Origin of the sequence: Pseudomonas sp. DWP3-1-2, from assembly GCF_049896285.1 — a bacterium.
Classification (GTDB): Bacteria; Pseudomonadota; Gammaproteobacteria; order Pseudomonadales; family Pseudomonadaceae; genus Aquipseudomonas.
Genome location: NZ_JAFCTZ010000019.1, coordinates 1 through 20,918, shown reverse-complemented (window position 1 = coordinate 20,918; position 20,918 = coordinate 1). Strand labels below are relative to the sequence as shown.

Genomic DNA, 20,918 nt, shown 5'->3' with positions numbered 1-20,918 from the left:
CCCACACCACGGCACCGGAGCGAAGGAACCCCTGCGCAGCAGGGGCCGGACGTCAGCGCAAACGGTTTTCGTCTATTTTGCCACGACAAAATGGACCCGGCCGTCAGGACGGAACCTCAGTGCGCAACGCTGAAAGTGTTGTGAGTGCTACCCGATTCAACAGGCGCCACCCACATGGATCGTCACCTCGCCAATACGCGCTGGCGACATACAAGGAGCTCCCGAGCCACGCGAGGCAGCGATGACGGCATTCCAGCCGTAAACGTATCGACTGACCTATCGCATGTTCCGTGGCGAACCTGTTGGCGAGCCGTTGTGCCTCACACACCGCCTCGCCAACGACTTCGCCTTTACATCACGACACCGTCAGCCCTTCCCTTTGGTCCGCGTCATATGCGGGCTGCTGTTCTTTTCCAGGTATTCGATGATCATTCCGGCAACGTCCTTGCTGGTGGTGACCTCAATGCCTTCCAGGCCCGGTGAAGAGTTCACTTCCATCACCAGCGGGCCGTGATTGGAACGCAGGATGTCGACCCCCGCGACGCTCAACCCCATGACCTTGGCCGCACGAATGGCGGTCATTCGTTCTTCCGGGGTGATTTTGATCAGGCTGGCGCTGCCTCCGCGGTGCAGGTTGGAACGGAACTCACCCGGCTTGGCCTGTCGTTTCATCGAGGCGATGACTTTGTCGCCGACCACGAAGCAGCGGATATCCGCGCCGCCCGCTTCCTTGATGTACTCCTGAACCATGATGTCCTGCTTGAGGCCCATGAATGCCTCGATCACTGATTCAGCGGCGGTCGCCGTTTCGCACAGCACCACGCCGATACCCTGGGTGCCTTCGAGCACCTTGATTACCAACGGCGCGCCATTGACCATCTGGATCAGGTCGGGAATGTCATCCGGCGAGTGAGCAAAGCCGGTGACCGGCAAACCGATACCGCGACGCGACAACAATTGCAGGGAGCGTAGCTTGTCCCGGGAACGGGCGATGGCCACCGATTCGTTGAGCGGGAACACCCCCATCATTTCAAACTGGCGCAACACCGCGCAGCCATAAAACGTCACCGAAGCCCCGATGCGCGGGATCACGGCATCAAAATCTTCCAGCGGTTTGCCGCGATAGTGGATCTGCGGTTTGTGGCTGGCGATGTTCATATAGGCGCGCAGGGTGTCGATCACCACCATCTCATGGCCGCGTTCAATACCAGCTTCGACCAGACGACGGGTTGAATACAGACGCGGGTTACGCGACAGCACAGCGATCTTCATGCAGCACCTGTGGCAGAGGTAGTCGAGGCCGGAAAGACCGGCTTGTCCTGAACATAAGTAATGCCGGGATTGACGACCAGCTGGCCATCGATCAAAGCGTTGGAGCCGAGCAACAGGCGGTAGCGCATTGCTTTGCGGCAAGCCAGCGTGAATTCCACCGGCCAGACGCGATCACCCAGAGCCAGGGGAGTGCGAATGACGTAGCGGACCTGTGCATGGCCGTTGGAGCTTTTTATGGTTTTCATCGCAACCAGCAGCGCTTCGCAACGGCGATGGCGCAGCTGTACGACGGTCCCCAGGTGAGCATTGAAACGAACCCATTTCTGGCCATCGCGTTCAAAAGGCTCGATTTCCGTCGCGTGCAGGCTTGAGGTGCTCGCGCCGGTGTCGATTTTCGCACGCAGGCCCGCTACTCCCAAGTCGGGCAGCGCCACCCACTCGCGCAGACCGATGACTGTCAGATGATCAAATGTTTTCAAAAGGGATTCCGCACTTCTTATGCTGCCTGCCAGACCCCGGGTTCAATCCGGGCCAATGCTTTGAATGCAGGTTTGGCGAACCAATAGCCTTGCATCAGATAAATCCCACAATCGGCGAGGAAGTCTCGCTCTTCGGCACACTCGATGCCTTCGGCGATGACTTTAACGCCCAACTCGGTACACATTGTGACAACCCCACGAACGATAGCCTGACGGACGCGGTCGCGGTGAATATCTCGAATCAAATGCATGTCGAGTTTTATCAGGTCGGGCTGGAAATCAGCCAGAAGTGTCAGGCCTGAATAGCCCGCCCCGAAATCGTCAATCGCCGTCATGAAACCGAATTCGCGGTATTCACGCAGAATATTGGTCAAATGGCGATTGTTATCGACGTGCTCGGTTTCGATAGTCTCGAAAATCAGCCGGTCCAGCGGGAAGTTATGGGTGCGCGCCGCTTCCAGCGTCGTGCGAATGCACAGCTCCGGACGATAGACGGCGTTGGGCAGAAAATTGATCGACAGCCGCTCGTTCATGCCCAGGGCCGAGGCGCCAGCAATGGCGTGAGTGCGACACAACTGGTCAAACCGGTAGCGGTTGCGATCCGTGACCTGACTCAGCACGGACATCGCGCCTTCCCCATTGATGCCCCTGATCAATGCCTCGTGGGCAAATACCGAGTGGTCCCGCAGGTCCACGATGGGCTGATAGGCGAACGCAAACGAAAAGTCGAGTTCGGGGCTGTTCTTGCAGCCTTCGCAGCCGACGTTAGGTGAGGTCAATGACGAAGGGAATTCAGTCATATCACACTCCATGTAAGGAAGAGACCAGTGGAGAGCCAAGGGTGCCGAGACCAGTAATCGTATTACTGGCGTAGGTGCCTGACGTAGTAAAGTTCTGACTACGGCTCAGTTAAGGAATTCATATGGCACAAAAGTCAGAAGAAGACGACAAGGTTCGTCTGGATAAATGGTTATGGGCTGCGCGTTTTTTCAAAACCCGTGCCTTGGCCAAAGCGGCGATAGAAAGTGGCAAGGTCCATTGTAGGGGCGAGCGGTGCAAGCCTGGCAAGGAACCGCGCGTTGGCGATGAGATTCTGATTCGTACCGGTTTTGAGGATCGCACGGTTGTCGTGCAGGCGTTATCCGTGGTGAGGCGCGGCGCGCCGGAAGCGCAGGCCCTGTACAACGAAACCCCGGACAGCATCGCCAAACGGGAAAACGCCGCTGCGCAACGCAAGGCCGGTAATTTGGGCATGACCAGTGATGGCAAGCCGAACAAGAAGCAACGTCGGCAGTTGTTTCAGTTTCGCGGCTCCAGTAACGATGATTGAAGGTTTAAATACCCTCGAAACCGTTGGAGCGAGGCTTGCCCGCGAATCAGGCACCTCGGTGGACCAGGCCCCCCGCTCGCTCCAACAGGTCATCGGTCTAGCTGCCGCGCACAACACTCAAGCGCTGAACCATCGGCAGCTTTTGGCCCAACCTGAAAACGGGCGCAGTCACGTTCAGCCATAGATTCGTAGCGACGGCGGCGAAGGGCGTGTAATACCACCAGTCAAGTGCCAGCAGGGCAATCATCAAACCGCCGATGTCATCGTCCTGTCCCCAGTGAGCGCCAGCGGCCAGACGCGGCAACATGAACACCGGCGCCCAGGCCCCGGATCACCCGAACAGCGCTGCCCGCGCCTGAACAGCCTTGAATACCCAGTCGCCTTGGATCAGCAATGCCAGCAGGATCAAACCGACTACGATATCGAAAGGGCGCATGCTGGCAACCGTCCAGATGCTCAGCCAGGCCGTACTGTGTGCCAAGGGTTGATTGAGCAGATGAAACAGCCCGTCATCAAACCGGGTAAAGCATGCAAGACCCGTTGGCCACATCCAGAGGCCCAATAGCGTAAACGCGACGATATTGCAGAGCGCGAGACGGCCCAGGTTCCACTTTGCTTGGAAGAGTGCCGGATGTTCCATAAAATGCCCCTTATCGACATGGCATGTCGCACCATTAAGGTGCCAACGGCGTCTTATAGACGCCTGTCATCATTTTGTCATTACTTCAGATACCTCTCCCTATGACTGATATCCCGGATACCGATTACACCCAGCGCTTCATTTTCGACGAGACCGACGTGCGCGGTGAGCTGGTTGCGCTGGAGCGCAGCTATGCCGAAGTGCTGGCCAAGCACCCGTACCCGGAACCCGTTGCACTGTTGCTCGGTGAGCTGATGGCTGCCGCCGCCTTGCTGGTAGGCACCTTGAAATTTGACGGGTTGCTGATCCTTCAGGCGCGCTCCAGCGGAGCTGTGCCGCTGTTGATGGTCGAGTGCTCCAGTGAGCGCGAGTTGCGCGGCATTGCCCGCTATGACGAATCCCTGATCGTTCCGGGCGCTGGCCTGCAGGACCTGATGCCCGAGGGTTCGCTGGCCCTGACGGTCGATCCACGACAGGGCAAGCGCTATCAAGGCATTGTTGCCCTGGATGGCGTCGATCTTTCCGAGAGCCTGTCCAGCTACTTTGTCATGTCCGAACAACTGGGCACCCGTTTCTGGCTGCGTGCCGACGGCCACCGTGCCCGCGGTCTGCTGCTGCAACAGTTGCCCGCCGCACGCCTGACCGACCCTGAAGAGCGCGATGCCAGCTGGGAGCACGTCACGACGCTGGCCAACACGCTGACGGCTGAAGAGCTGTTGAGCCTGGACAACGAAACCGTGCTGCACCGTCTGTTCCACCAGGACCCGGTCCGGATGTTCGACATTCAACCCATGTGCTTTCGTTGCAGCTGTTCGCGAGAGCGCTCAGCCAACGCGCTGGTCAGCCTCGGTCTGGAAGACGCGCAGCAATTGGTTATCGAACACAACGGTGCGGTTGAGATCGACTGTCAGTTCTGCAATGAGCGTTATCTGTTCGATGCCACTGACATCACTCAGTTGTTTGCAGGCGGCGGTGTCGATTCACCCTCGGATACGCGCCATTAAACAGGCACGTAACGACGTTGTGACAGGTTCGGAGGCGTTGTGTCGTTCTTCTGACAGGAGGGTCCTACCCTTTTCAGGCATTTCTGGCATAATCCGGCCCACTTTTCCGCTGTAGTAGTGGTTGTTTTTTTACTACAAAACCGTTTGGAGCACTCGGCCACTGGCCGACGGGGACCCTCATGACGCAAACCAACAACGCTGTGTACACCGACTTGAGCATCGACGAATTGGTCAAGGAAGCCCTTGCCCGCGGCGAAGGCGAACTTTCCGATACTGGCGCTCTGGTTGTGAAAACAGGCCATCGTACTGGCCGTTCGCCGGTTGACCGGTTCATTGTTGAAGAGCCGACCACTCAGGACGCTATCGCCTGGGGCCCTATCAACCGCAAGTTCCCGGCGGACAAGTTCAATGCCTTGTGGGACCGCGTAACGGCCTACCTGGCAGAGCGCGAACGCTTCGTTTCCCACGTTCATGTAGGCTCTGACCCGGCGCACTACCTGCCCGTCAAGATGACCACCGAAACCGCGTGGCACAACCTGTTCGGCCGTTGCCTGTTCATCAATCCGGAACAGTACAACGCTGGCGGCAAGGACGAGTGGCAGATCATCAACGCCCCGTGGTTCGTCTGCGAGCCCGAGCGTGATGGCACCAATTCCGATGGCACCGTGATCATCAACTTTGCTGCCCGCAAGGTGTTGATCGCGGGTATGCGTTACGCCGGCGAGATGAAGAAAGCCCTGTTCTCGGTACAGAACTTCCTGCTGCCAGCGGTTGATGTACTGCCTATGCATTGCGCGGCCAACATGGGTGAAGAGGGCGACGTTACGTTGTTCTTCGGCCTGTCCGGCACCGGTAAGACCACCCTGTCCGCCGATGAAAGCCGTTACCTGATCGGCGACGACGAACATGGCTGGGGCGTTGGTGTTGTGTTCAACATCGAAGGCGGTTGCTATGCCAAGTGCATCGACCTGTCCGAGAAGAACGAGCCTGTTATCTGGAAAGCCATCCAGCACGGCGCCGTTCTGGAAAACGTCGTTCTGGACCCGGTTACCAAGAAAGCCGATTACGCCGATGACAGCCTGACCCAGAACAGCCGCGCTGCTTACCCGCGTGAACTGATCGAAAAACGCGCGCCTCTGAACCTGGGCGGCGAGCCTAACGCGGTGATCTTCCTGACCTGCGACCTGACCGGCGTTCTGCCACCGGTGTCGATCCTCAGCGAAGAGCAAGCGGCTTACCACTTCCTGTCGGGCTACACCGCGTTGGTGGGCTCTACTGAAATGGGTTCGGGCAGCGGCATCAAGTCGACCTTCTCCACTTGCTTTGGCGCACCGTTCTTCCCGCGTCCGGCCGGCGAATACGCAGAGCTGCTGATCAAGCGCATCCGCGGTTTCGGCTCCAAGGTGTACCTGGTCAATACCGGCTGGACCGGCGGTGGCTATGGCGTCGGCAAGCGCTTCAACATCCCGACCACTCGTGGCGTGATCGCGGCCATCCAGAGCGGCGCGTTGATTGGTGCAGATACCGAACACCTGGACACCATCAACCTCGACGTGCCACTGGCCGTACCGGGCGTTGACACCAACCTGCTTAACCCGCGCAACACTTGGGCGGACAAGGCTGCCTACGACGAGGCGGCCAAAGCATTGGCCAGTCTGTTCGTTGAGAACTTCAAGAAGTTCGACGTGAGCGACGCCATCAAGGCAGCGGGTCCGAAGCTGTAATAGTCGGATTGGCTGAATAAAAAACCGCCCCTCGGGGCGGTTTTTTGTGATTCCGGGAATGCAGGCCTGAAATGGAGCCGTTAGAGCGAGCAGGCGGCGTTCCAGCTTGTATGCGAATCAATCGCCTCGGAAAGCCGGATACACCGCGTTATCGTTGTTCGCGGGCAAACCTCGCTCCAACGGGGGCCGGTATTTGCCAGGCAGGCAGCTTTAACCTGCCAATGCGTTCAGGACATGAACCGGGTCGTTATGTATGGCTTTGAGCAGGGCTTTGGCGGGACCGGTAGGTTCGCGACGACCTTGTTCCCAATTGCGGAGTGTGCCCAATTGCACGTCAATGATTGCGGCGAATTTAGCCTGCGAAAGCCCTGTGGCTTTACGTATCGCCTTGATCTGCATGGCGTCGACTGTGAACTCGCGTGAAGGCTGGCGTTCGCCGCGAACAATCTCGTCCATCTGGTGGACGCTTTCCATCAGTTCTTTGAAGAGTTTGCTCATCGTCATCACCCCCGCCGCCACACGCTCGCCAGCCAGGGCTGCTGCTCCAGAGGCAAGCCTTCAGGTCTGTAGTAATAATCCAACTCAATGAATCCCGCTTCAGTCAGCAGCATGCGCCAGGCGTCCAGATCATGGTATGAGCCGTAGCGCGGGCCGTTCCAGCCCTCGCGGTTTTCACCCCGGGGGTTAGAGCTGAACAGCACACCGCCGGGTTTCAGGGCGGCGTGCAGCTGGCGCAGGACTCGTGGCAATTCCTGTTTGGGGACATGGAACAACGCTGCGTTGGCGAAGATGCCGTCGAAGCGTTCTGCGGGAAGTTCCAGTTCAAGAAAACTCTGTTGCCAGACTTCGCAGCCGGTCTCGGTACGTGCCATTTCGGCGAAGCGCTCAGAACCATCGAGGCCGACCGCGATGTGTCCCATGGCGGTAAATGTTTTCAGGTCGCGCCCCGGCCCGCAGCCGAAATCCAGAATCTGCCACGGCGTCGGGCCTTCTATCTGTCGCAACAGCGCGGCGATGTTCTGGCTGACGTCATGATCTCGGGTACCTTCGCGGAACGCATCAGCCACCTGATTGTAATGGCCGAGGGTTGTCTGGGTGATCTGCGCGAGATCCTGCGGTTCGAGTTTCATGGGGGTATTCCAAGCGTTTGATGCCGTGAATATAACCCACTCAGCGTTTGTTCAGCCCCCGCGCCAACCTGTCGCCGCCTAACTGGATAACCGCCACCAGTACCACCAGCAGGACGATCACGGTCAGCATCACCTGGCTGTCGAAGCGTTGGTAGCCGTAGCGGTAAGCAATGTCGCCCAAGCCTCCCGCACCGATCGCGCCGGCCATTGCCGAGGAATTGATCATCGTCACCAGGGTGATGGTGAAGCCGCCAACGATGCCGGGCAGCGACTCCGGTAGCAGGACGTGCCACACAATGTGCCAGCGTCGGCAACCCATCGCCTGAGCGGCTTCGATCAGGCCGTGATCGACCTCCCGCAGGCTGACTTCAGCGATTCGTGCGAAGAACGGCGTCGCGGCAATGGTCAGCGGCACCACCGCGGCCCACACGCCGTACGTGGTGCCGACGATCAGCCGGGTGAAAGGGATCAGCGCCACCATGAGAATCAGGAACGGGATCGAGCGGAACAGATTCACGAAGCCGCCCAGCACTCGATTCAGCACCGGTGCCTCATAGATGCCGTCTTTGGAACTGGTGACCAGGATCACCGCCAGGGGGATGCCCAGCAACAGTGCGATGAACGACGACACGCCCACCATGAGGAACGTGTCGATGACGCCTTGTAACAAACGATCAAACCACATAGCCGATGACCTCCGCGTGTTGCGCCTGTTTGCGCGCCCGGATCAACAGTTCTTCACATGAGTGTGGCGAATCAGCAATCGACAGCAGCAGATGCCCAAGCGGCCGACCCTGGATTCGTTCGACCCCGCCTTGCAGCAGACTGACCCGCCCGCCCAAGGCGCTGAACAGCGCAGCCAGATCAAGCCCTTCGCCTGTCTCGCCGGTGAACTGCAGATCCAGCACCAGCGGTGCGCCGGGTTGCTGCGGTTGCGGGGTGATGCGTGTCTGGAGGTCTTGCGGCACGCCGTGTTGCAGCGGGGCGAGCAGTGTTTTGCTGACCTCGTGACGCGGATCGCCAAACACCTGCCACACCGGACCTTGCTCCACCACCCGGCCCTGTTCGAGCACCACGACCCTGTGGCAAATATCGCGAATCACCGCCATTTCATGAGTGATCAGAATGATCGTCAGCCCAAGCCGTTGATTGATCTCGCGCAGCAGCCCAAGGATTGACTGGGTCGTCTCCGGGTCCAGGGCCGAGGTGGCTTCATCGCACAGCAGAATGGCCGGGTCATGGACCAGCGACCGCGCGATGCCGACCCGCTGCTTCTGCCCGCCGGACAATTGCGCCGGATAGGCGTTGTGCTTGTCCTGCAGGCCCACCAGCTCCAGCAATTGCGTGACCTTGCGCTGACGCTGGCCCTTGGGCACGCCTGCTACTTTTAAAGGCAGCTCGACGTTCTGCCAAACGGTCTTGGCCGACATCAGGTTGAAGTGCTGGAAGATCATGCCGATCCGCCGCCGCAGTTCGACCAGTCTGTCTGCGTTGAAACCACCGATGTCCGTCTGATCGATCAATACCCGACCGCTGCTGGGCTGTTCCAGACGATTGATGGTGCGGATCAACGATGATTTGCCCGCGCCACTGCGGCCGATGATGCCGAAGATTTCACCGCGCTGAATGGCCAGGTCGATGTTCTGCAAGGCGTCTACCGGGCCTTGCTTGCCCTGATACGTTTTGCCCAGATTGATGAAGCGCACGTGGGCGTGATTCAGGTCGGGGTGAAGCTCGGCGCGTTGGGCCGAATGTGCCGCGCCCGGCGTGTCGAGGGGCAGTTGACGTTGGACCGTGGCATTCATATCAACCTTCCCATCCCGCTTGGTAGAGCTTGCCGTTCACTTTATCCAGTGCAGCGCGCACCACTGGCGAGTGCTGGTAGATGTCGACGAACTTCGCCAGTCGCGGGTCGTTTTTGTGGTCGGGCTTGATCACGAACTGGATGACGTATTCCGGGTGGTCCAGCCCATCGAACAGGATCGCCGAAGCCGCATCGAAGGTTTTTGCAAGGCGAATGTAGGCCGGATAACCCTGGACCAGATCGGCGTCTTCATACGCCCGCACCAGTTGCACCGCTTCGACCTGAATCAGCTTGAGTTTTTTCGGGTTGGCGGTGATGTCGTCTTCTGTCGCCTTGAAACCCACGCCCGGCTTGAGGGTGATCAAGCCTGCCTTGGCCAGTAATTGCAGGCCGCGCCCGCTGTTGATCGGGTCGTTGGCAATGGCCACGGTGGCACCGGTCGGCAATTCATCGAAGCTTTTGTACTGCTTCGAGTAAAGCCCGACGTTGTTGATGATCCCCGGCGCGTAAGGCACCAGATTGAAACCGGACGCCTCATTGGCGTTGGTCAGAAACGGAACATGCTGGAAGTAGTTCACGTCGATGTCTCCCGCTGCGAGGCTGACATTGGGCGCGATCCAGTCGGTGAACTCCACCAGCTCGACCTTAAGCCCTTGCTTGCCAGCTTCCTCGACCGCCGCTTCCAGCGGGATGGCGAAGGCTGCCGTGGTGCCGACTTTAAAGGGCTGGTCGGTGGCGTGGGCGGTGAGGGTTAACAGGCTCAAGGCCAGGGTTGCGATCAGTGTTTTCATGGCGAGCTTCCGGTGCGCTGCAAGGTTAGGTGTTGTGTTGTGTTGTCTGGTCTGATGCTTTCGCGGGCAAGCCTCGCTCCAACGGGTTGCCAAGCTTTTAATGCCGATAACTCGCCCCCGCATGTCGATCCGGCAACCGCGCTCCGCCTTCGGGGAACAATTTCTCCCGCAGGCTGCCGTTGTCGTAAGCGGTCTTGTAGGCGCCGCGGCGTTGCAGCTCCGGGACCACCAGGTCGATGAAGTCCACGTAGCTTTCCGGGGTGACAATGCGGGTCAGGTTGAAGCCGTCGAGGCCGGTTTCGGCAATCCAGGACTCCAACTCGTCGGCCACTTGCTCAGGCGAGCCGACCACCGTGATGTAGCGTCCGCCCAACGCGTGCTGGTCAAGCAGCTTTTGGCGGGTCCAATCGTTGTTTTGCAGGTTTTGGGTGGCCGACTGAATGGCGTTGCTTTTTACGTACTGAATCGGTTCGTCGAGCTCGTACCCGGCGAAATCGATGCCTGTGGAGGCCGCGAAATGGGCGACGCCGGCCTCGGCGCTGGCGAACTCCCGGTATTCGGCCTGTTTGGCCCGGGCTTCAGCCTCGGTCGCGCCGACAATCACGTTGAGGCCCATGAACACTTTGATGTCGTCGGGATTGCGCCCGGCGGCTACGGCACTGGCCCTGACTTTATCTACCTGGTCACGGGTCGAGGGTTTGCTCTGACCGCTGATGAATACGCATTCGGCGTGATCGCCGGCGAACTGCAAGCCACGCTCGGAACTACCGGCCTGAAACAGGACGGGGGTGCGCTGCGGCGACGGTTCACACAGGTGATAGCCCTCGACCTGATAGAACTCCCCGGTGTGCCGCACTTTGTGGACTTTGTCCGGCTGCGCGTAGATCCGCTGTCGCGGGTCGTTGAGCACGGCGTCGTCTTCCCAGCTGCCTTCCCAAAGCTTGTATAAAACCTGCAGGTATTCATCGGCCTGGTCGTAGCGGCGGTCATGCTCGATTTGCTCGCTGAGCCCCATGGCGCGGGCAGCGCTGTCCAGATAACCGGTGACGATGTTCCAGCCCACTCGACCGCGACTCAAATGGTCCAGTGTCGACATGCGGCGCGCGAACAGATACGGCGCTTCATACGTCAGGTTAGCGGTCACACCAAAGCCGAGGTTTTTCGTGACAGCCGCCATGGCGGAAACCAACAGCAGCGGATCGTTGACCGGCAGTTGGATTGACTCCTTGAGCGGGACGTCCACTGAGTGTTGGTAAACGTCGTACACGCCCACGATGTCCGCCATGAACAAGCCATCGAACAGGCCGCGCTCCAGCAACTGCGCCAGCTCGGTCCAGTATTCGAGCGTCTTGTATTGAGTGGAATTATCCCGGGGATGGGTCCACAAGCCGTGGTTGATGTGGCCAATGCAATTCATGTTGAACGCGTTGAGCAGGATCTTCTTCTTCGCCATCAGAGGGTCCCCCGCAACGGTGGGCTCTCATCATTTAGGTAGTAATTGCCAATAGCGTGGTACTTCCAGCGCACCGGGTCGTGCAAGGTGTGCACCCGAGCGTTGCGCCAGTGGCGATCGAGACCGTGTTCGGCAAGCGTCGCCTGGCTTCCTGCCAGTTCAAACAAGGTGCTGCCTGCCGCGAGGGATATTTCCGTGCTGATGGCGCGGGCTTCTGCGACGGCGATGGACGCGGCGGCCACGGTGTCTGCGGTGCTGTCAGCCTGGGCGAGGTCCAGCAGTTCACCGGCACGCTCCAGCAATGCTTCGGCGGCATAGAGACGAATGCCCAGCTTGCCGAAGCTGTGCAGCGTGAGCGGGTCGTCCACGGCTTTTTCGATCCCTGAGTCGATCCATGGACGGGTGCGAGTGCGCACGAAGTGCAGCGCGTCCTCAAAGGCCGCGCGGGCGATGCCGGTGTCGATGGCGGCATGGAGAATCTGCGCCAGCGGGCCGACCGGGGTGGGCCGTTCGAACGCGCTTTGAAACGGGATCACGTCGCGGGCGCTGACGAACACGTCTTCGAACACCACCGACCCGCTGCCGGTGGTGCGCTGGCCAAAGCCGCTCCAGTCGTCGATCACTGTCAGACCCTGGCTTTCAGCAGGTACAAACGCCAGGTGTTGAATGCCGTTTTCATCGACAACCGATGTCGGAATCCGCTGAGCGTACAGCGCGCCGGTGGAATAGAACTTACGCCCGTTGATGCGAAAGCCGTCGCCATCGCGCGTCAGGCGGGTGGTGCGGTCATGGGCTGTTTTAGTGCCCAGCTCGGCCAATGCGTTGCCGAATCGATAGCCGGCCAGGGCCTCGGCATACAGACGCGTCTGCTGTTCGGGATCGCCGTTTACCCGCAGCACCTCCAGTGCGTAGAAGTGGTTCTGCGGGATCTGCCCCAAAGACCCATCGGCTTCGCTGATCAGGCGAATGACGTTCGCCAGCGTGACATTGGACACGCCGGCACCGCCGAATGACTTGGGCACACTGATCCCGCCAAGCCCGGAGCGGCTGAACAGCAACAGTTCGGCGTGCGGCAGGCGGCGTTCGCGATCACGCACGGCGCTGTCGCGCTTGAAGTGTGCGGCCAGCTCATGGGCGACCCGCAGTGCCTCGTGGTCGCTGTCGATAATGGCGGCGCTGTCGCGCGGCGCAAGGTTAGACGTCATGACGGTGTTCTCCAGTGACCGGGTTCAAATCCACGAGTGGCGCGCGGGGAGGGTCCCGTTCAGGTGCCACGCACCCACGGCGTGGTATTTCCACCGCACCGGATCGTGGAGGGTGTGGACGCGGGCATTACGCCAATGACGGTCGAGATTGAATTCGGCAAGGGTTGCGCGGCTGCCGGCCAGTTCGAACAGTTTTTCGCTGGCCAGCAACGAGATCTCGGTGGTCAACACCTTGGCGCGGGCAACGGCGATTGAGGCGCGTGCTGCTGAATATTCATCTATGGGCTTGGCATTGACCTCGTCGAGTACCTTGCCAGCCTCGCGCAACAAGGCTTCGGCAGCGTGCAGTTCAAGCTTGAGCTTGCCGATATCGGCGATGACGTAGGGGTCGTCGCTGGCCCGGTCGACATGGGCATCAATCCAGGGGCGTGAGCGTGTCCTGACAAACTCAATGGTGTCGTCAATGGCGGCTCGAGCGATGCCTGCGTCAATAGCGGCCTGGATCAGCTGCGAGACGGCGCCCTGAATATTCGGCGTCAGTGACAGGCGCCAGTTTTCGACGATCAACGCGGCATCCACCTCCACGTCATCAAGCAGCACCGTCCCGCTTGCAGTCGTGCGTTGGCCGAATCCCGACCAGTCATCGACGATCTGCAGCCCCGATGTGCCCCGTGCAATGAACGCCATGATCTGCTGGCCGTGCTCGTTCAGTGCCTTGACTGCCACCCAGTGGGCGAACAGCGCGCCGGTCGAGTAAAACTTCTGACCATTGATGACGAACTTTCCGCCCCGAGCGGTGAGGCGCGCCTTGAGCTCAAGGGTGTTTTTCGTCCCCCGTTCAGGTCCGGCATTGCCAATGCGCCGACCGTCCAGCACACCTTTGAACAGGGCCTTTTTCTGCTGTTCGGTGGCACTGTTCTGGATCAGATGAATGATCCCGAACTGATTTTGCGGGACCTGCCCCAGTGCCGGATCGGCGGCAGAAATGATGCGGAAGACTTCGGCAACCGTGACGAATGAAACCTGAGGTCCGCCGTAAGCGCCAGGGATGGAAATACTGCCCAGGCCACTTTGCGTGAAGTGTTCGATGAGCCGCCAAGGCAAGCGTCGCTCGGCGTCGCGTTCGGCAGCCTTCAGGCGGGCAAGGTCAGCCAACCGGTGAGCGGCAGCGATCGCGTCGGCATCGTTTTGCAGAATGACGGCGGGCAACAATGCCGGTGCGCTGTCCGGCTGAGGTGCGGAATTTTCGGTGCGCAAGGCGCGGGCAGCCAGATCAGACATGTGCGCGGCCTCGGGAGCGGCGTGATGCGTTGATGGGCTGCTGGAGAAAGGAGCGGGAAGTGACCATGGGAACCTCGCGTCAAATGCCGCGAATGCGGCAGGAAAAATCACGATGTCCGGTGGTCCGGTGTATATACCCTAATGGCGTATAAAATTTAAATAAACGAGTATTTTGGAATAAGCATAGAAGGCGAATTCGCCGTCTCTCAGGCGTGTTGGGCGTAGGTCAAACACGACCCGGCAAGCATTAACAAAATGCATAGTTTCAGTGTTTTATTGCGCTTCACTTGGCTATACCTCTGCAGTCATACATGACTTCAGAAGGCTAGCAGTGGGTGTTCAGGGCGTTGGCGAAATCCTGTAGGCCGATATGCAACTCATTGTAGGAAACCTCTGGGTGCCTGGTTCAGTGTGCGCTGGCTCACAGGTTGTGCACTCATCAGGGGGAGCCGATACGGCGGGTCGCCGCTAAAACAACCCGCACGCATGAGAGATTTTTCTCCGAGGCATACCGCCAGTCACCGGCAACTGTCGCAGCGTACGCTGAAGTTGATCGCGCGGACCGGCGCCCAGCGTGAATTATTGCCGACTCGATCAATGATGCAGTAGGTCACTTCCAGTTGTTGCTCGTGGCCCGCTTCCTGAATCAGCTTTGCGGGCACAATCAGGTTGACGGGCTTTCCGACGTCTTCTGCTTTCAGGGGAGCAAGATCCATGCGCAGATCGCCCCATCGCAGGGTGATCTCGTCGCTGGGCGCCATGTTCAGATAGGGCTCGATGGCCAGTGGAACGCCCGTTTTCACATACCGCGAAATCAGTCCGTGCCGGGTTATCGCTTCTGGCAAAGACACAGGTGCCAGACCCTGATTTTCCTCATCGCTGGGAATCAGCAGCTGTCCGCCGGGTACATCGAGTTTTACCCTGAGTTTTCGACTGGGCGATGTAATGGGGGTGCCGCCGACTTTCATGACTCGGTAGTGGGTTTTAATAGTTCCGCTCTGTAGGAAACTTTCAGGTACGCGTAGGACTATGGTGTAACCGATGTCAGACTCACTTAAAAGTTTTGACGCAACGTAACAACCGTCCCAGAACAATTCAATCAAATCCCCCTCATCCATCTCGGGGTAAGGGTCAATGTTGACGAGGAGGTGGGCCGCCGCACGAGTGCCGATACCATGGTTATGAGCCTGGGGCAGGTAGGGTGCAAACAGCTTGAATTCGCTGGTGTTGCGAGATATCTGGGGCATGTCTGAATACTCTTGGTTAGTGGTGTTTGAATAATTAGCCGGCTGGCGACAGGGATAAGTGTGTGTCGCTCATACAACCGAAAAAAACGGCGCGGTGATAAGTACCTTAGAGTTCCAAGCTATGGCAAACATTACAATCTGTATGTAATTCAAACTTGCAATAAGGTCAGGGGTTTGAGTGGGTTGTTTTGCTTGAGCTAATGGCGTTTGAGCGTTGCTGTCAATATGTGTTTGCGTTGTAAGACTGATGCGGAGAATAATTAGATAATTCCTACAGGTTTGATGTCCGGTTTTAGCGAAGTTGGCCCGGTTCTTCCTACCGCGATACGTGAACTTTTATACGCATGACGGTTATAACAACGCGCAATCAGGCCCCTACGGCTGCAATGACGCGGGTATCTGATTACCCGTTATTACAGGCTGTAATGAACGGAGAGAGGTGTGTTTGAAAAAATTGATGTTTCTGCACGCCAGTTATGGGGTAATCAAACAGCGGTTTAGATCGTTCATTTGTTGTACAAATGTAAGACAAAGAAAAACAGCGCCGAATGGCGCTGGTTTTTTCGCAAAGGTCTGTAGGATCAGGAGCGGCTACGCTCCAGAAATTGCCGAGTTCGTTCTTCCCGAGGATTGGCAAACAGCGCTTTTGCTTCTCCTTGCTCGACGATGACCCCCTTGTCGATAAAGATCACCCGATTGGCGACGTCCCGGGCAAAACTCATCTCGTGAGTCACGATCACCATGGTGCGTTTTTCTTCGGCCAGGTCGCGAATGGTGGCGAGGACTTCACCCACCAGTTCCGGGTCGAGCGCAGAAGTGGGCTCATCGAAAAGAATCACCTCAGGCTCCATCGCCAGCGCACGAGCAATGGCCACCCGCTGCTGTTGCCCGCCTGACAGCCGGCGGGGATAGGCGTCCTCTTTACCGGCAAGCCCAACCTTGGCCAGCAGCTTTCGACCTTGCTCCATGGCCCGCTCGCGCGGGATTTTCTTGACCACCACCGGGCCTTCGATCACGTTCTCCAGGGCGGTGCGGTGGGGGAACAGATTAAAGTTCTGAAAGACAAAGCCCACATGCTGACGCAGTTGGCGAATGAGCCCTTGCTGTTGGCTCAGCGGGCGACTGCCATCAATCTCGATGTCACCCACGATGATCTTGCCGCTGGTGGGCTCTTCTAGAAAATTCAGGCAGCGCAACAAGGTGGTCTTGCCCGAGCCGCTAGGCCCGATGATGGCCACCACTTCCCCGGCTTCCACACGCAAATCAATGCCCTTGAGCACGGGCTGGCCTTTGAATTCCTTGGTCAGTTGTTCAACCACAATCATGTTCAAGACTCCAGGTCATGCCGGTTCACCCGCGCTTCGAGGCGATTCTGGAAATGCGAAAGCAGGGTGGCAAGAACCCAGTAAATGAGGGCAGCGGCCAAGTACATGGTGAAGATTTCCAGGGTCCGGGCAGTGATCAGTTGCGCCTGGCGGAACAGCTCCGGCACCTGAATCGTTGCGGCCAGCGCTGTGTCCTTGACCAGAGAGATAAAGCTGTTGCCCAGCGGTGGCAAGGCCGTACGGGCGGCCTGTGGCAGAATCGCCCGGCGCATTGCCTGTGCGCGTGTCATCCCCATGCTGGCGGCAGCTTCCCACTGGCCGCGATCCACCGAGCCGATGGCGGCGCGCAGGATCTCGCAGGCATAGGCCCCCATGTTCAGTGAGAAGCCGATCAGTGCGGCGGGCAACGGGTCCAGCTCAATGCCCAGTTGCGGCAAGCCGTAATAGATCATGAACAGCTGCACCAGCAACGGCGTGCCCCGGAAAAACGACACGTAGACGCGCGCAATCCCCCTGAGCAACATCAACCGTGACAGGCGCATCAGGGCCAGGCCGAAGCCCAGCAGCAAGCCGAAGAACATGCCGCCCAGGCTGAGGAATACCGTGTAATACGCACCCTTTATCAAAAAGGGCGCGGAGTCGAGCGCGAGCTTCAGGCTCTCTTCGATCATTGGGTCACATCAGCCTGGAAGTACTTCTGTGACAGCTTCGCCAGGGTGCCGTCAGCGCGGAGTTTGTCGATGGCCTTATTGATCGCGTCCACCAGCTCAGGCTCACCCTTGCGCACGGCAACGCCGGATTCCTGACGAGAGAACGGCTTGCCGGAAACGACCAGGGTGCCTTCGGTTTTGTTCACCAGCTCCAATGCCGCGAGACGGTCAACCAGAATGGCGTCGATGCGCCCGATGCGCAGGTCCTGATACTTGGTCGGATCATCGTCATAGGTCTTGACGATTGCACCCGGCACATTCTCCTTGAGCCACTGCTCGTAGTTGGTGCCCAGGCCGAGGCCCACCTTGGCTCCGCTCAGGTCGGCTGCGGTTTTGAATCGGTCGGCGTCTTTCTTCTGCACCAACGCCTGGATGCCGGAGATGGTGTAAGGCTCGGAGAAGTCATATTTCTTTTTGCGCTCTTCGGAGATCGTGACCTGATTGATCACCACATCCAGACGCTTGGAGTCGAGCGACGCGAGCATACCGGCCCATGGCGTCGACCGCAGTTTGGCCTTGACGCCGAGTTCCTTGGCCAAGGCCTCGGAAAACTCCACTTCGAAGCCGGCCAGCTTGCCGCTTTCGTCCTGGAAGCTGAACGGGGGATACGTCCCTTCCAGACCCACACTGAGGGTGCCGCTGTCTTTGATTTTCTGGAGCTGATCACCCGCCACGGCTGAGCCCATCAGGCCGTAACCGAGCACGACGCTCAGGGTGGAAAGCAAAAAACCACGACGAATTGCAGAAATATTCATGACTGGCTCCCTGTACTGTTATTGATGTCGAGCAAGAATCGGACCCGGCGAAAGCGGCTTTTACACCGAAAGTTCTTCCGGCTTCTTTATGGCCGCCTGAAGCGTTGGCGGTTTCGGTGGCCGGCGATCATAAAAGCCCAGGTGTATGAATCAAAATAACGAAATAAGACCTATCTATTCGCTTTTGGAATAAGCGGGCGGTTCAGTCATCCTGGCCTGAGAACACTTCTGGATACGCAAACAAGGCCGGAGCGCCGCCGGTGTGCAGAAAGATCAGCGGGCCGTCCTCAAAACGCTGGCGTCCAATGCCATCCAGCAAACCCGCCATGGCTTTGCCGGTATACACAGGGTCAAGCAAAATGCCTTCATGACTGGCCATTAGTTTGATCGCAGACAGCGTTCCAGCGTTCGGTTCGCCATAGCGTGGCGCGTAGTATTCGTCCCACAGCTCTACGTTGAACGCGGCGGGCAGTGGCGCGCCCAAGAGTTCAGCGGTGCGTTGCGCCAGACTTTGCACTTTGGGTCGCTGCGCTTCATCGGTACGCGACACGGTCACGCCAATGACGGGCAGGTCGGGCAGCACTTCAGCCAGTGCTAACGCCAGACCACTGTGAGTGCCGGCGCTGCCGGACGCGAGTACCACCGCTGCGAAATCCAGGCATGTGTGTTCGATCTGTTCGGCCAGTTCCAGGCCCGCATGCACGTAACCCAGCGCGCCCAACGCATTGGAACCGCCGATGGGGACGAGATACGGTTTTTTGCCACAGGCCTCCAGACGAGCGGCGAGGGCGTGCAGCAGCTCATCGGCGTTGTCCAGACTTTCCACAAGCTCGACCTTGGCGTCAAACAGGTCCAGCAGCAGCCGATTGCCGTTGTGCAGGTAGTTGGCGTCGTGAGTGGCAATAGGGTTTTCCAGCAAGGCCACGCAGCCCAGCCCCAGGCGCGCAGCCAGTGCTGCGGTCTGGCGCACATGGTTGGACTGGATCGCGCCGGCGGTAATCAGCGTATCGGCCCCTTGCGCCAGCGCATCGGCGGCCAGGTATTCCAGCTTGCGCACCTTGTTGCCGCCCAGCGCCAGGGTCGTGGTGTCATCTCGTTTGATATAAATGTCGCGGCCCGCCCAGAGCGAAAGACGCTCCAGTTTTTCCAGCGCAGTGGGCGCGGTGATCAGATTCAGGCGATTAAAGCGATCGAGCTGTTGTTTGATCATGATGAGAGTCAAGCCGTTTAGAGGTTCGAGGGACTATAGGCAGGCGTTTCGTGCAGGGCAACTCATCAGGTCTTATGTCTCGCAGGTAAAAGCCCTACAAAAATAGTTATTTTTTTGCGTTAAATCTTTGCCGTAGAGTGAACGCATCGGCGGCAAACGTAAGAACGCCGCGTCCGAACCAGGAGAAGTCAGCGTGAGGGATATTCCAGAGGCACCTGCCGAGGGCGGTTCCAGCCATTGGCAGTTGCAGCAGATTGTCAGCCAGTTGCGTCAGGCCCGTGATGACTGGCGTAGCCGTAACGGTCGCGTCAGTGGCGAGCATGGCGGACGCGAACTGCCTTCGCGAGCGGCGATGCGCGACATCCTTGAGGCTCTGTGCGGCGCGTTATTCCCCATGCGACTGGGACCGGTGGACCTGCGCGAGGAAAGTGAAGACTTCTATGTCGGTCACACGCTGGATGTCGCCCTGAATGCCTTGATGGCCCAGACACGGCTGGAGCTGCGTTACGTCGCGCATCAGCGGGGCGAAGAGATTGTCGGGCTGAACGAGCGCGCCGTGGCGTTGGTTCAGGGTTTCGCCAGCGCGTTGCCCGCCATGCGCGCGATGCTCGACACCGACGTCCTGGCCGCCTATCACGGCGACCCGGCGGCTCGCAGCGTGGACGAAGTGCTGCTGTGCTATCCGGGCATTCTGGCGGTCATTCACCATCGCATTGCCCACCATCTTTATCGTGCGGGCCTGCCGCTGCTGGCGCGGATCAGTTCTGAAATCGCCCATTCGGCAACCGGCATCGACATTCACCCCGGCGCGCAGATCGGCCGCAGCTTCTTTATCGACCACGGAACAGGCGTGGTCATTGGCGAAACCGCGATCATTGGCGAGCGCGTGCGTATCTACCAGGCGGTGACACTGGGCGCGAAACGCTTCCCGGCCGACGAAGACGGCCAACTGCAAAAAGGCCATGCACGCCACCCTATCGTTGAAGACGATGTCGTGATTTACGCGGGCGCGACCATTCTCGGTCGTATCACCATCGGCAAAGGCTCGACGATTGGCGGCAACGTCTGGCTGACCCGCAGCGTGCCGGCGGGCTGCAACCTGACTCAGGCCAACCTGTTGCAGCAGGATGATGGGTGTCAGAAGTAGCCGTCAGCGTCTGAAGTTTTAGTCAGAGGGCTTCTTGGGAGAAGTCCTACGGATGCTGTGCGCAGCATCCGACTTTTTGTTATGTCGAGTTGGTGCAAAGTCCTGCCTTTCCCCCAGGCCAAGGACTCGCCCATGCTCAACCCCGCCAACCAAGCCGCGTTCACGCTGGAGATCGAGCAGGTCGAGCATTCGCTGCGTGTCCTGAGTTTCACCGCAAAGGAAGCCGTCAGCCGTCCGTTCAGTGTGCGTATCGAACTGGTCAGCGAGCGGGCCAACGTCAAGCTCGAAGATCTGCTGCATCGTCAGGCGTTTCTGGGGTTTGATGCCCAGGGCAACGGCATGCACGGGCAGATCGGCGAGGTGGCGCAGGGGGATTCGGGCAAGCGGTTCACCCACTACTTCATCCGGCTG

20 protein-coding genes and 2 pseudogenes are annotated in these 20,918 nt (G+C 58.9%); 5 read left to right on the top strand and 17 right to left on the bottom strand.

Going from position 1 to position 20,918, the window contains the following annotated elements; genetic code table 11:
• Positions 1 to 366: 366 nt before the first annotated feature.
• Genes rimK through ACP7B0_RS23150 form a run of 3 tightly spaced genes read right to left on the bottom strand, consistent with a single transcriptional unit; the run spans position 367 to position 2,551 of the window.
• Positions 367 to 1,272: a 30S ribosomal protein S6--L-glutamate ligase gene (gene rimK, locus ACP7B0_RS23160; protein ID WP_426144070.1), complete on the bottom strand. Its 906-nt coding sequence runs from the start codon at positions 1,270 to 1,272 to the stop codon at positions 367 to 369.
• The gene (locus tag ACP7B0_RS23155) at positions 1,269 to 1,718 is read right to left on the bottom strand and encodes an ATP-dependent zinc protease (RefSeq protein WP_426144071.1); all 450 of its coding nucleotides are present in this window, start codon (positions 1,716 to 1,718) and stop codon (positions 1,269 to 1,271) included. Before ACP7B0_RS23155 ends, rimK begins: the two co-directional genes overlap by 4 nt.
• Positions 1,719 to 1,768: 50 nt before the next feature.
• Positions 1,769 to 2,551: an EAL domain-containing protein gene (locus tag ACP7B0_RS23150; RefSeq protein ID WP_426144069.1), complete on the bottom strand. Its 783-nt coding sequence runs from the start codon at positions 2,549 to 2,551 to the stop codon at positions 1,769 to 1,771.
• Between the two features lie 122 nt (positions 2,552 to 2,673).
• Between ACP7B0_RS23150 and ACP7B0_RS23145 the strand changes: the two genes are divergently transcribed.
• The gene (locus tag ACP7B0_RS23145) at positions 2,674 to 3,081 is read left to right on the top strand and encodes an RNA-binding S4 domain-containing protein (RefSeq protein ID WP_426144068.1); all 408 of its coding nucleotides are present in this window, start codon (positions 2,674 to 2,676) and stop codon (positions 3,079 to 3,081) included.
• Between the two features lie 97 nt (positions 3,082 to 3,178).
• Here ACP7B0_RS23145 and ACP7B0_RS23140 read toward each other — a convergent pair.
• A pseudogene (locus ACP7B0_RS23140) lies at positions 3,179 to 3,721 on the bottom strand (hypothetical protein).
• A gap of 101 nt (positions 3,722 to 3,822) precedes the next feature.
• On the opposite strand from ACP7B0_RS23140, the gene hslO reads away from it, so the two are divergent.
• Together hslO and ACP7B0_RS23130 are read left to right on the top strand one after the other, a co-directional pair.
• The gene (gene hslO / locus ACP7B0_RS23135; protein WP_426144066.1) at positions 3,823 to 4,725 is read left to right on the top strand and encodes an Hsp33 family molecular chaperone HslO; all 903 of its coding nucleotides are present in this window, start codon (positions 3,823 to 3,825) and stop codon (positions 4,723 to 4,725) included.
• Positions 4,726 to 4,904: 179 nt separating this feature from the next.
• The gene (locus ACP7B0_RS23130) at positions 4,905 to 6,449 is read left to right on the top strand and encodes a phosphoenolpyruvate carboxykinase (protein ID WP_426144065.1); all 1,545 of its coding nucleotides are present in this window, start codon (positions 4,905 to 4,907) and stop codon (positions 6,447 to 6,449) included.
• 210 nt (positions 6,450 to 6,659) lie between these two features.
• Here the strand turns inward: ACP7B0_RS23130 and ACP7B0_RS23125 are convergent, their stop codons facing one another.
• The 13 genes from ACP7B0_RS23125 to ACP7B0_RS23065 all read right to left on the bottom strand — a co-directional run bounded on the left by ACP7B0_RS23125 (position 6,660) and on the right by ACP7B0_RS23065 (position 19,360).
• Positions 6,660 to 6,947, bottom strand: coding sequence for a helix-turn-helix domain-containing protein (locus ACP7B0_RS23125; protein WP_426144063.1), 288 nt, complete (start codon positions 6,945 to 6,947; stop codon positions 6,660 to 6,662).
• Between the two features lie 5 nt (positions 6,948 to 6,952).
• Positions 6,953 to 7,579, bottom strand: a complete 627-nt coding sequence (locus ACP7B0_RS23120) for a class I SAM-dependent methyltransferase (protein WP_426144062.1) — start codon at positions 7,577 to 7,579, stop codon at positions 6,953 to 6,955.
• A 40-nt stretch (positions 7,580 to 7,619) separates the two neighbouring features.
• Positions 7,620 to 8,264 (bottom strand): methionine ABC transporter permease, encoded by a 645-nt coding sequence (locus ACP7B0_RS23115; protein ID WP_426144061.1) that lies wholly within the window; start codon positions 8,262 to 8,264, stop codon positions 7,620 to 7,622.
• Entirely contained in the window at positions 8,254 to 9,384 is a 1,131-nt protein-coding gene (locus tag ACP7B0_RS23110; RefSeq protein WP_426144059.1) for a methionine ABC transporter ATP-binding protein, read from the bottom strand. Before ACP7B0_RS23110 ends, ACP7B0_RS23115 begins: the two co-directional genes overlap by 11 nt.
• Before the next feature lies 1 nt (position 9,385).
• The gene (locus ACP7B0_RS23105; protein WP_426144058.1) at positions 9,386 to 10,174 is read right to left on the bottom strand and encodes a MetQ/NlpA family ABC transporter substrate-binding protein; all 789 of its coding nucleotides are present in this window, start codon (positions 10,172 to 10,174) and stop codon (positions 9,386 to 9,388) included.
• 97 nt (positions 10,175 to 10,271) lie between these two features.
• Positions 10,272 to 11,627: an LLM class flavin-dependent oxidoreductase gene (locus ACP7B0_RS23100; RefSeq protein ID WP_426144056.1), complete on the bottom strand. Its 1,356-nt coding sequence runs from the start codon at positions 11,625 to 11,627 to the stop codon at positions 10,272 to 10,274.
• On the bottom strand, positions 11,627 to 12,832 hold the full coding sequence (locus tag ACP7B0_RS23095; RefSeq protein WP_426144054.1) for an SfnB family sulfur acquisition oxidoreductase: 1,206 nt from the start codon (positions 12,830 to 12,832) through the stop codon (positions 11,627 to 11,629). The genes ACP7B0_RS23100 and ACP7B0_RS23095 overlap by 1 nt, the downstream gene beginning before the upstream one ends.
• A 24-nt stretch (positions 12,833 to 12,856) precedes the next feature.
• A complete protein-coding gene (locus tag ACP7B0_RS23090; RefSeq protein WP_426144053.1) occupies positions 12,857 to 14,113 on the bottom strand; it encodes an SfnB family sulfur acquisition oxidoreductase in 1,257 nt (418 codons plus the stop codon).
• 518 nt (positions 14,114 to 14,631) lie between these two features.
• Positions 14,632 to 15,360, bottom strand: a complete 729-nt coding sequence (locus ACP7B0_RS23085) for a hypothetical protein (protein ID WP_426144052.1) — start codon at positions 15,358 to 15,360, stop codon at positions 14,632 to 14,634.
• Positions 15,361 to 15,941: 581 nt separating this feature from the next.
• Positions 15,942 to 16,685 carry an L-cystine ABC transporter ATP-binding protein TcyN gene (gene tcyN / locus ACP7B0_RS23080; RefSeq protein WP_426144051.1) on the bottom strand — a complete coding sequence of 248 codons (744 nt, stop codon included), beginning with the start codon at positions 16,683 to 16,685 and terminating at the stop codon, positions 15,942 to 15,944.
• Positions 16,686 to 16,687: 2 nt separating this feature from the next.
• On the bottom strand, positions 16,688 to 17,356 hold the full coding sequence (gene tcyL, locus ACP7B0_RS23075) for a cystine ABC transporter permease (protein ID WP_426144050.1): 669 nt from the start codon (positions 17,354 to 17,356) through the stop codon (positions 16,688 to 16,690).
• The gene (gene tcyJ, locus ACP7B0_RS23070) at positions 17,353 to 18,150 is read right to left on the bottom strand and encodes a cystine ABC transporter substrate-binding protein (protein WP_426144048.1); all 798 of its coding nucleotides are present in this window, start codon (positions 18,148 to 18,150) and stop codon (positions 17,353 to 17,355) included. The genes tcyL and tcyJ overlap by 4 nt, the downstream gene beginning before the upstream one ends.
• A gap of 202 nt (positions 18,151 to 18,352) precedes the next feature.
• Complete coding sequence (locus ACP7B0_RS23065; RefSeq protein ID WP_426144047.1) at positions 18,353 to 19,360, bottom strand: D-cysteine desulfhydrase; 1,008 nt, start codon at positions 19,358 to 19,360, stop codon at positions 18,353 to 18,355.
• Between the two features lie 193 nt (positions 19,361 to 19,553).
• Here ACP7B0_RS23065 and epsC point away from each other — a divergent pair, with 193 nt between their 5' ends.
• Both epsC and ACP7B0_RS23055 read left to right on the top strand, forming a co-directional pair.
• Positions 19,554 to 20,507: a serine O-acetyltransferase EpsC gene (epsC, locus tag ACP7B0_RS23060; protein WP_426144046.1), complete on the top strand. Its 954-nt coding sequence runs from the start codon at positions 19,554 to 19,556 to the stop codon at positions 20,505 to 20,507.
• Positions 20,508 to 20,639: 132 nt separating this feature from the next.
• Positions 20,640 to 20,918: pseudogene (locus tag ACP7B0_RS23055) on the top strand (type VI secretion system tip protein VgrG); the annotation flags it as partial.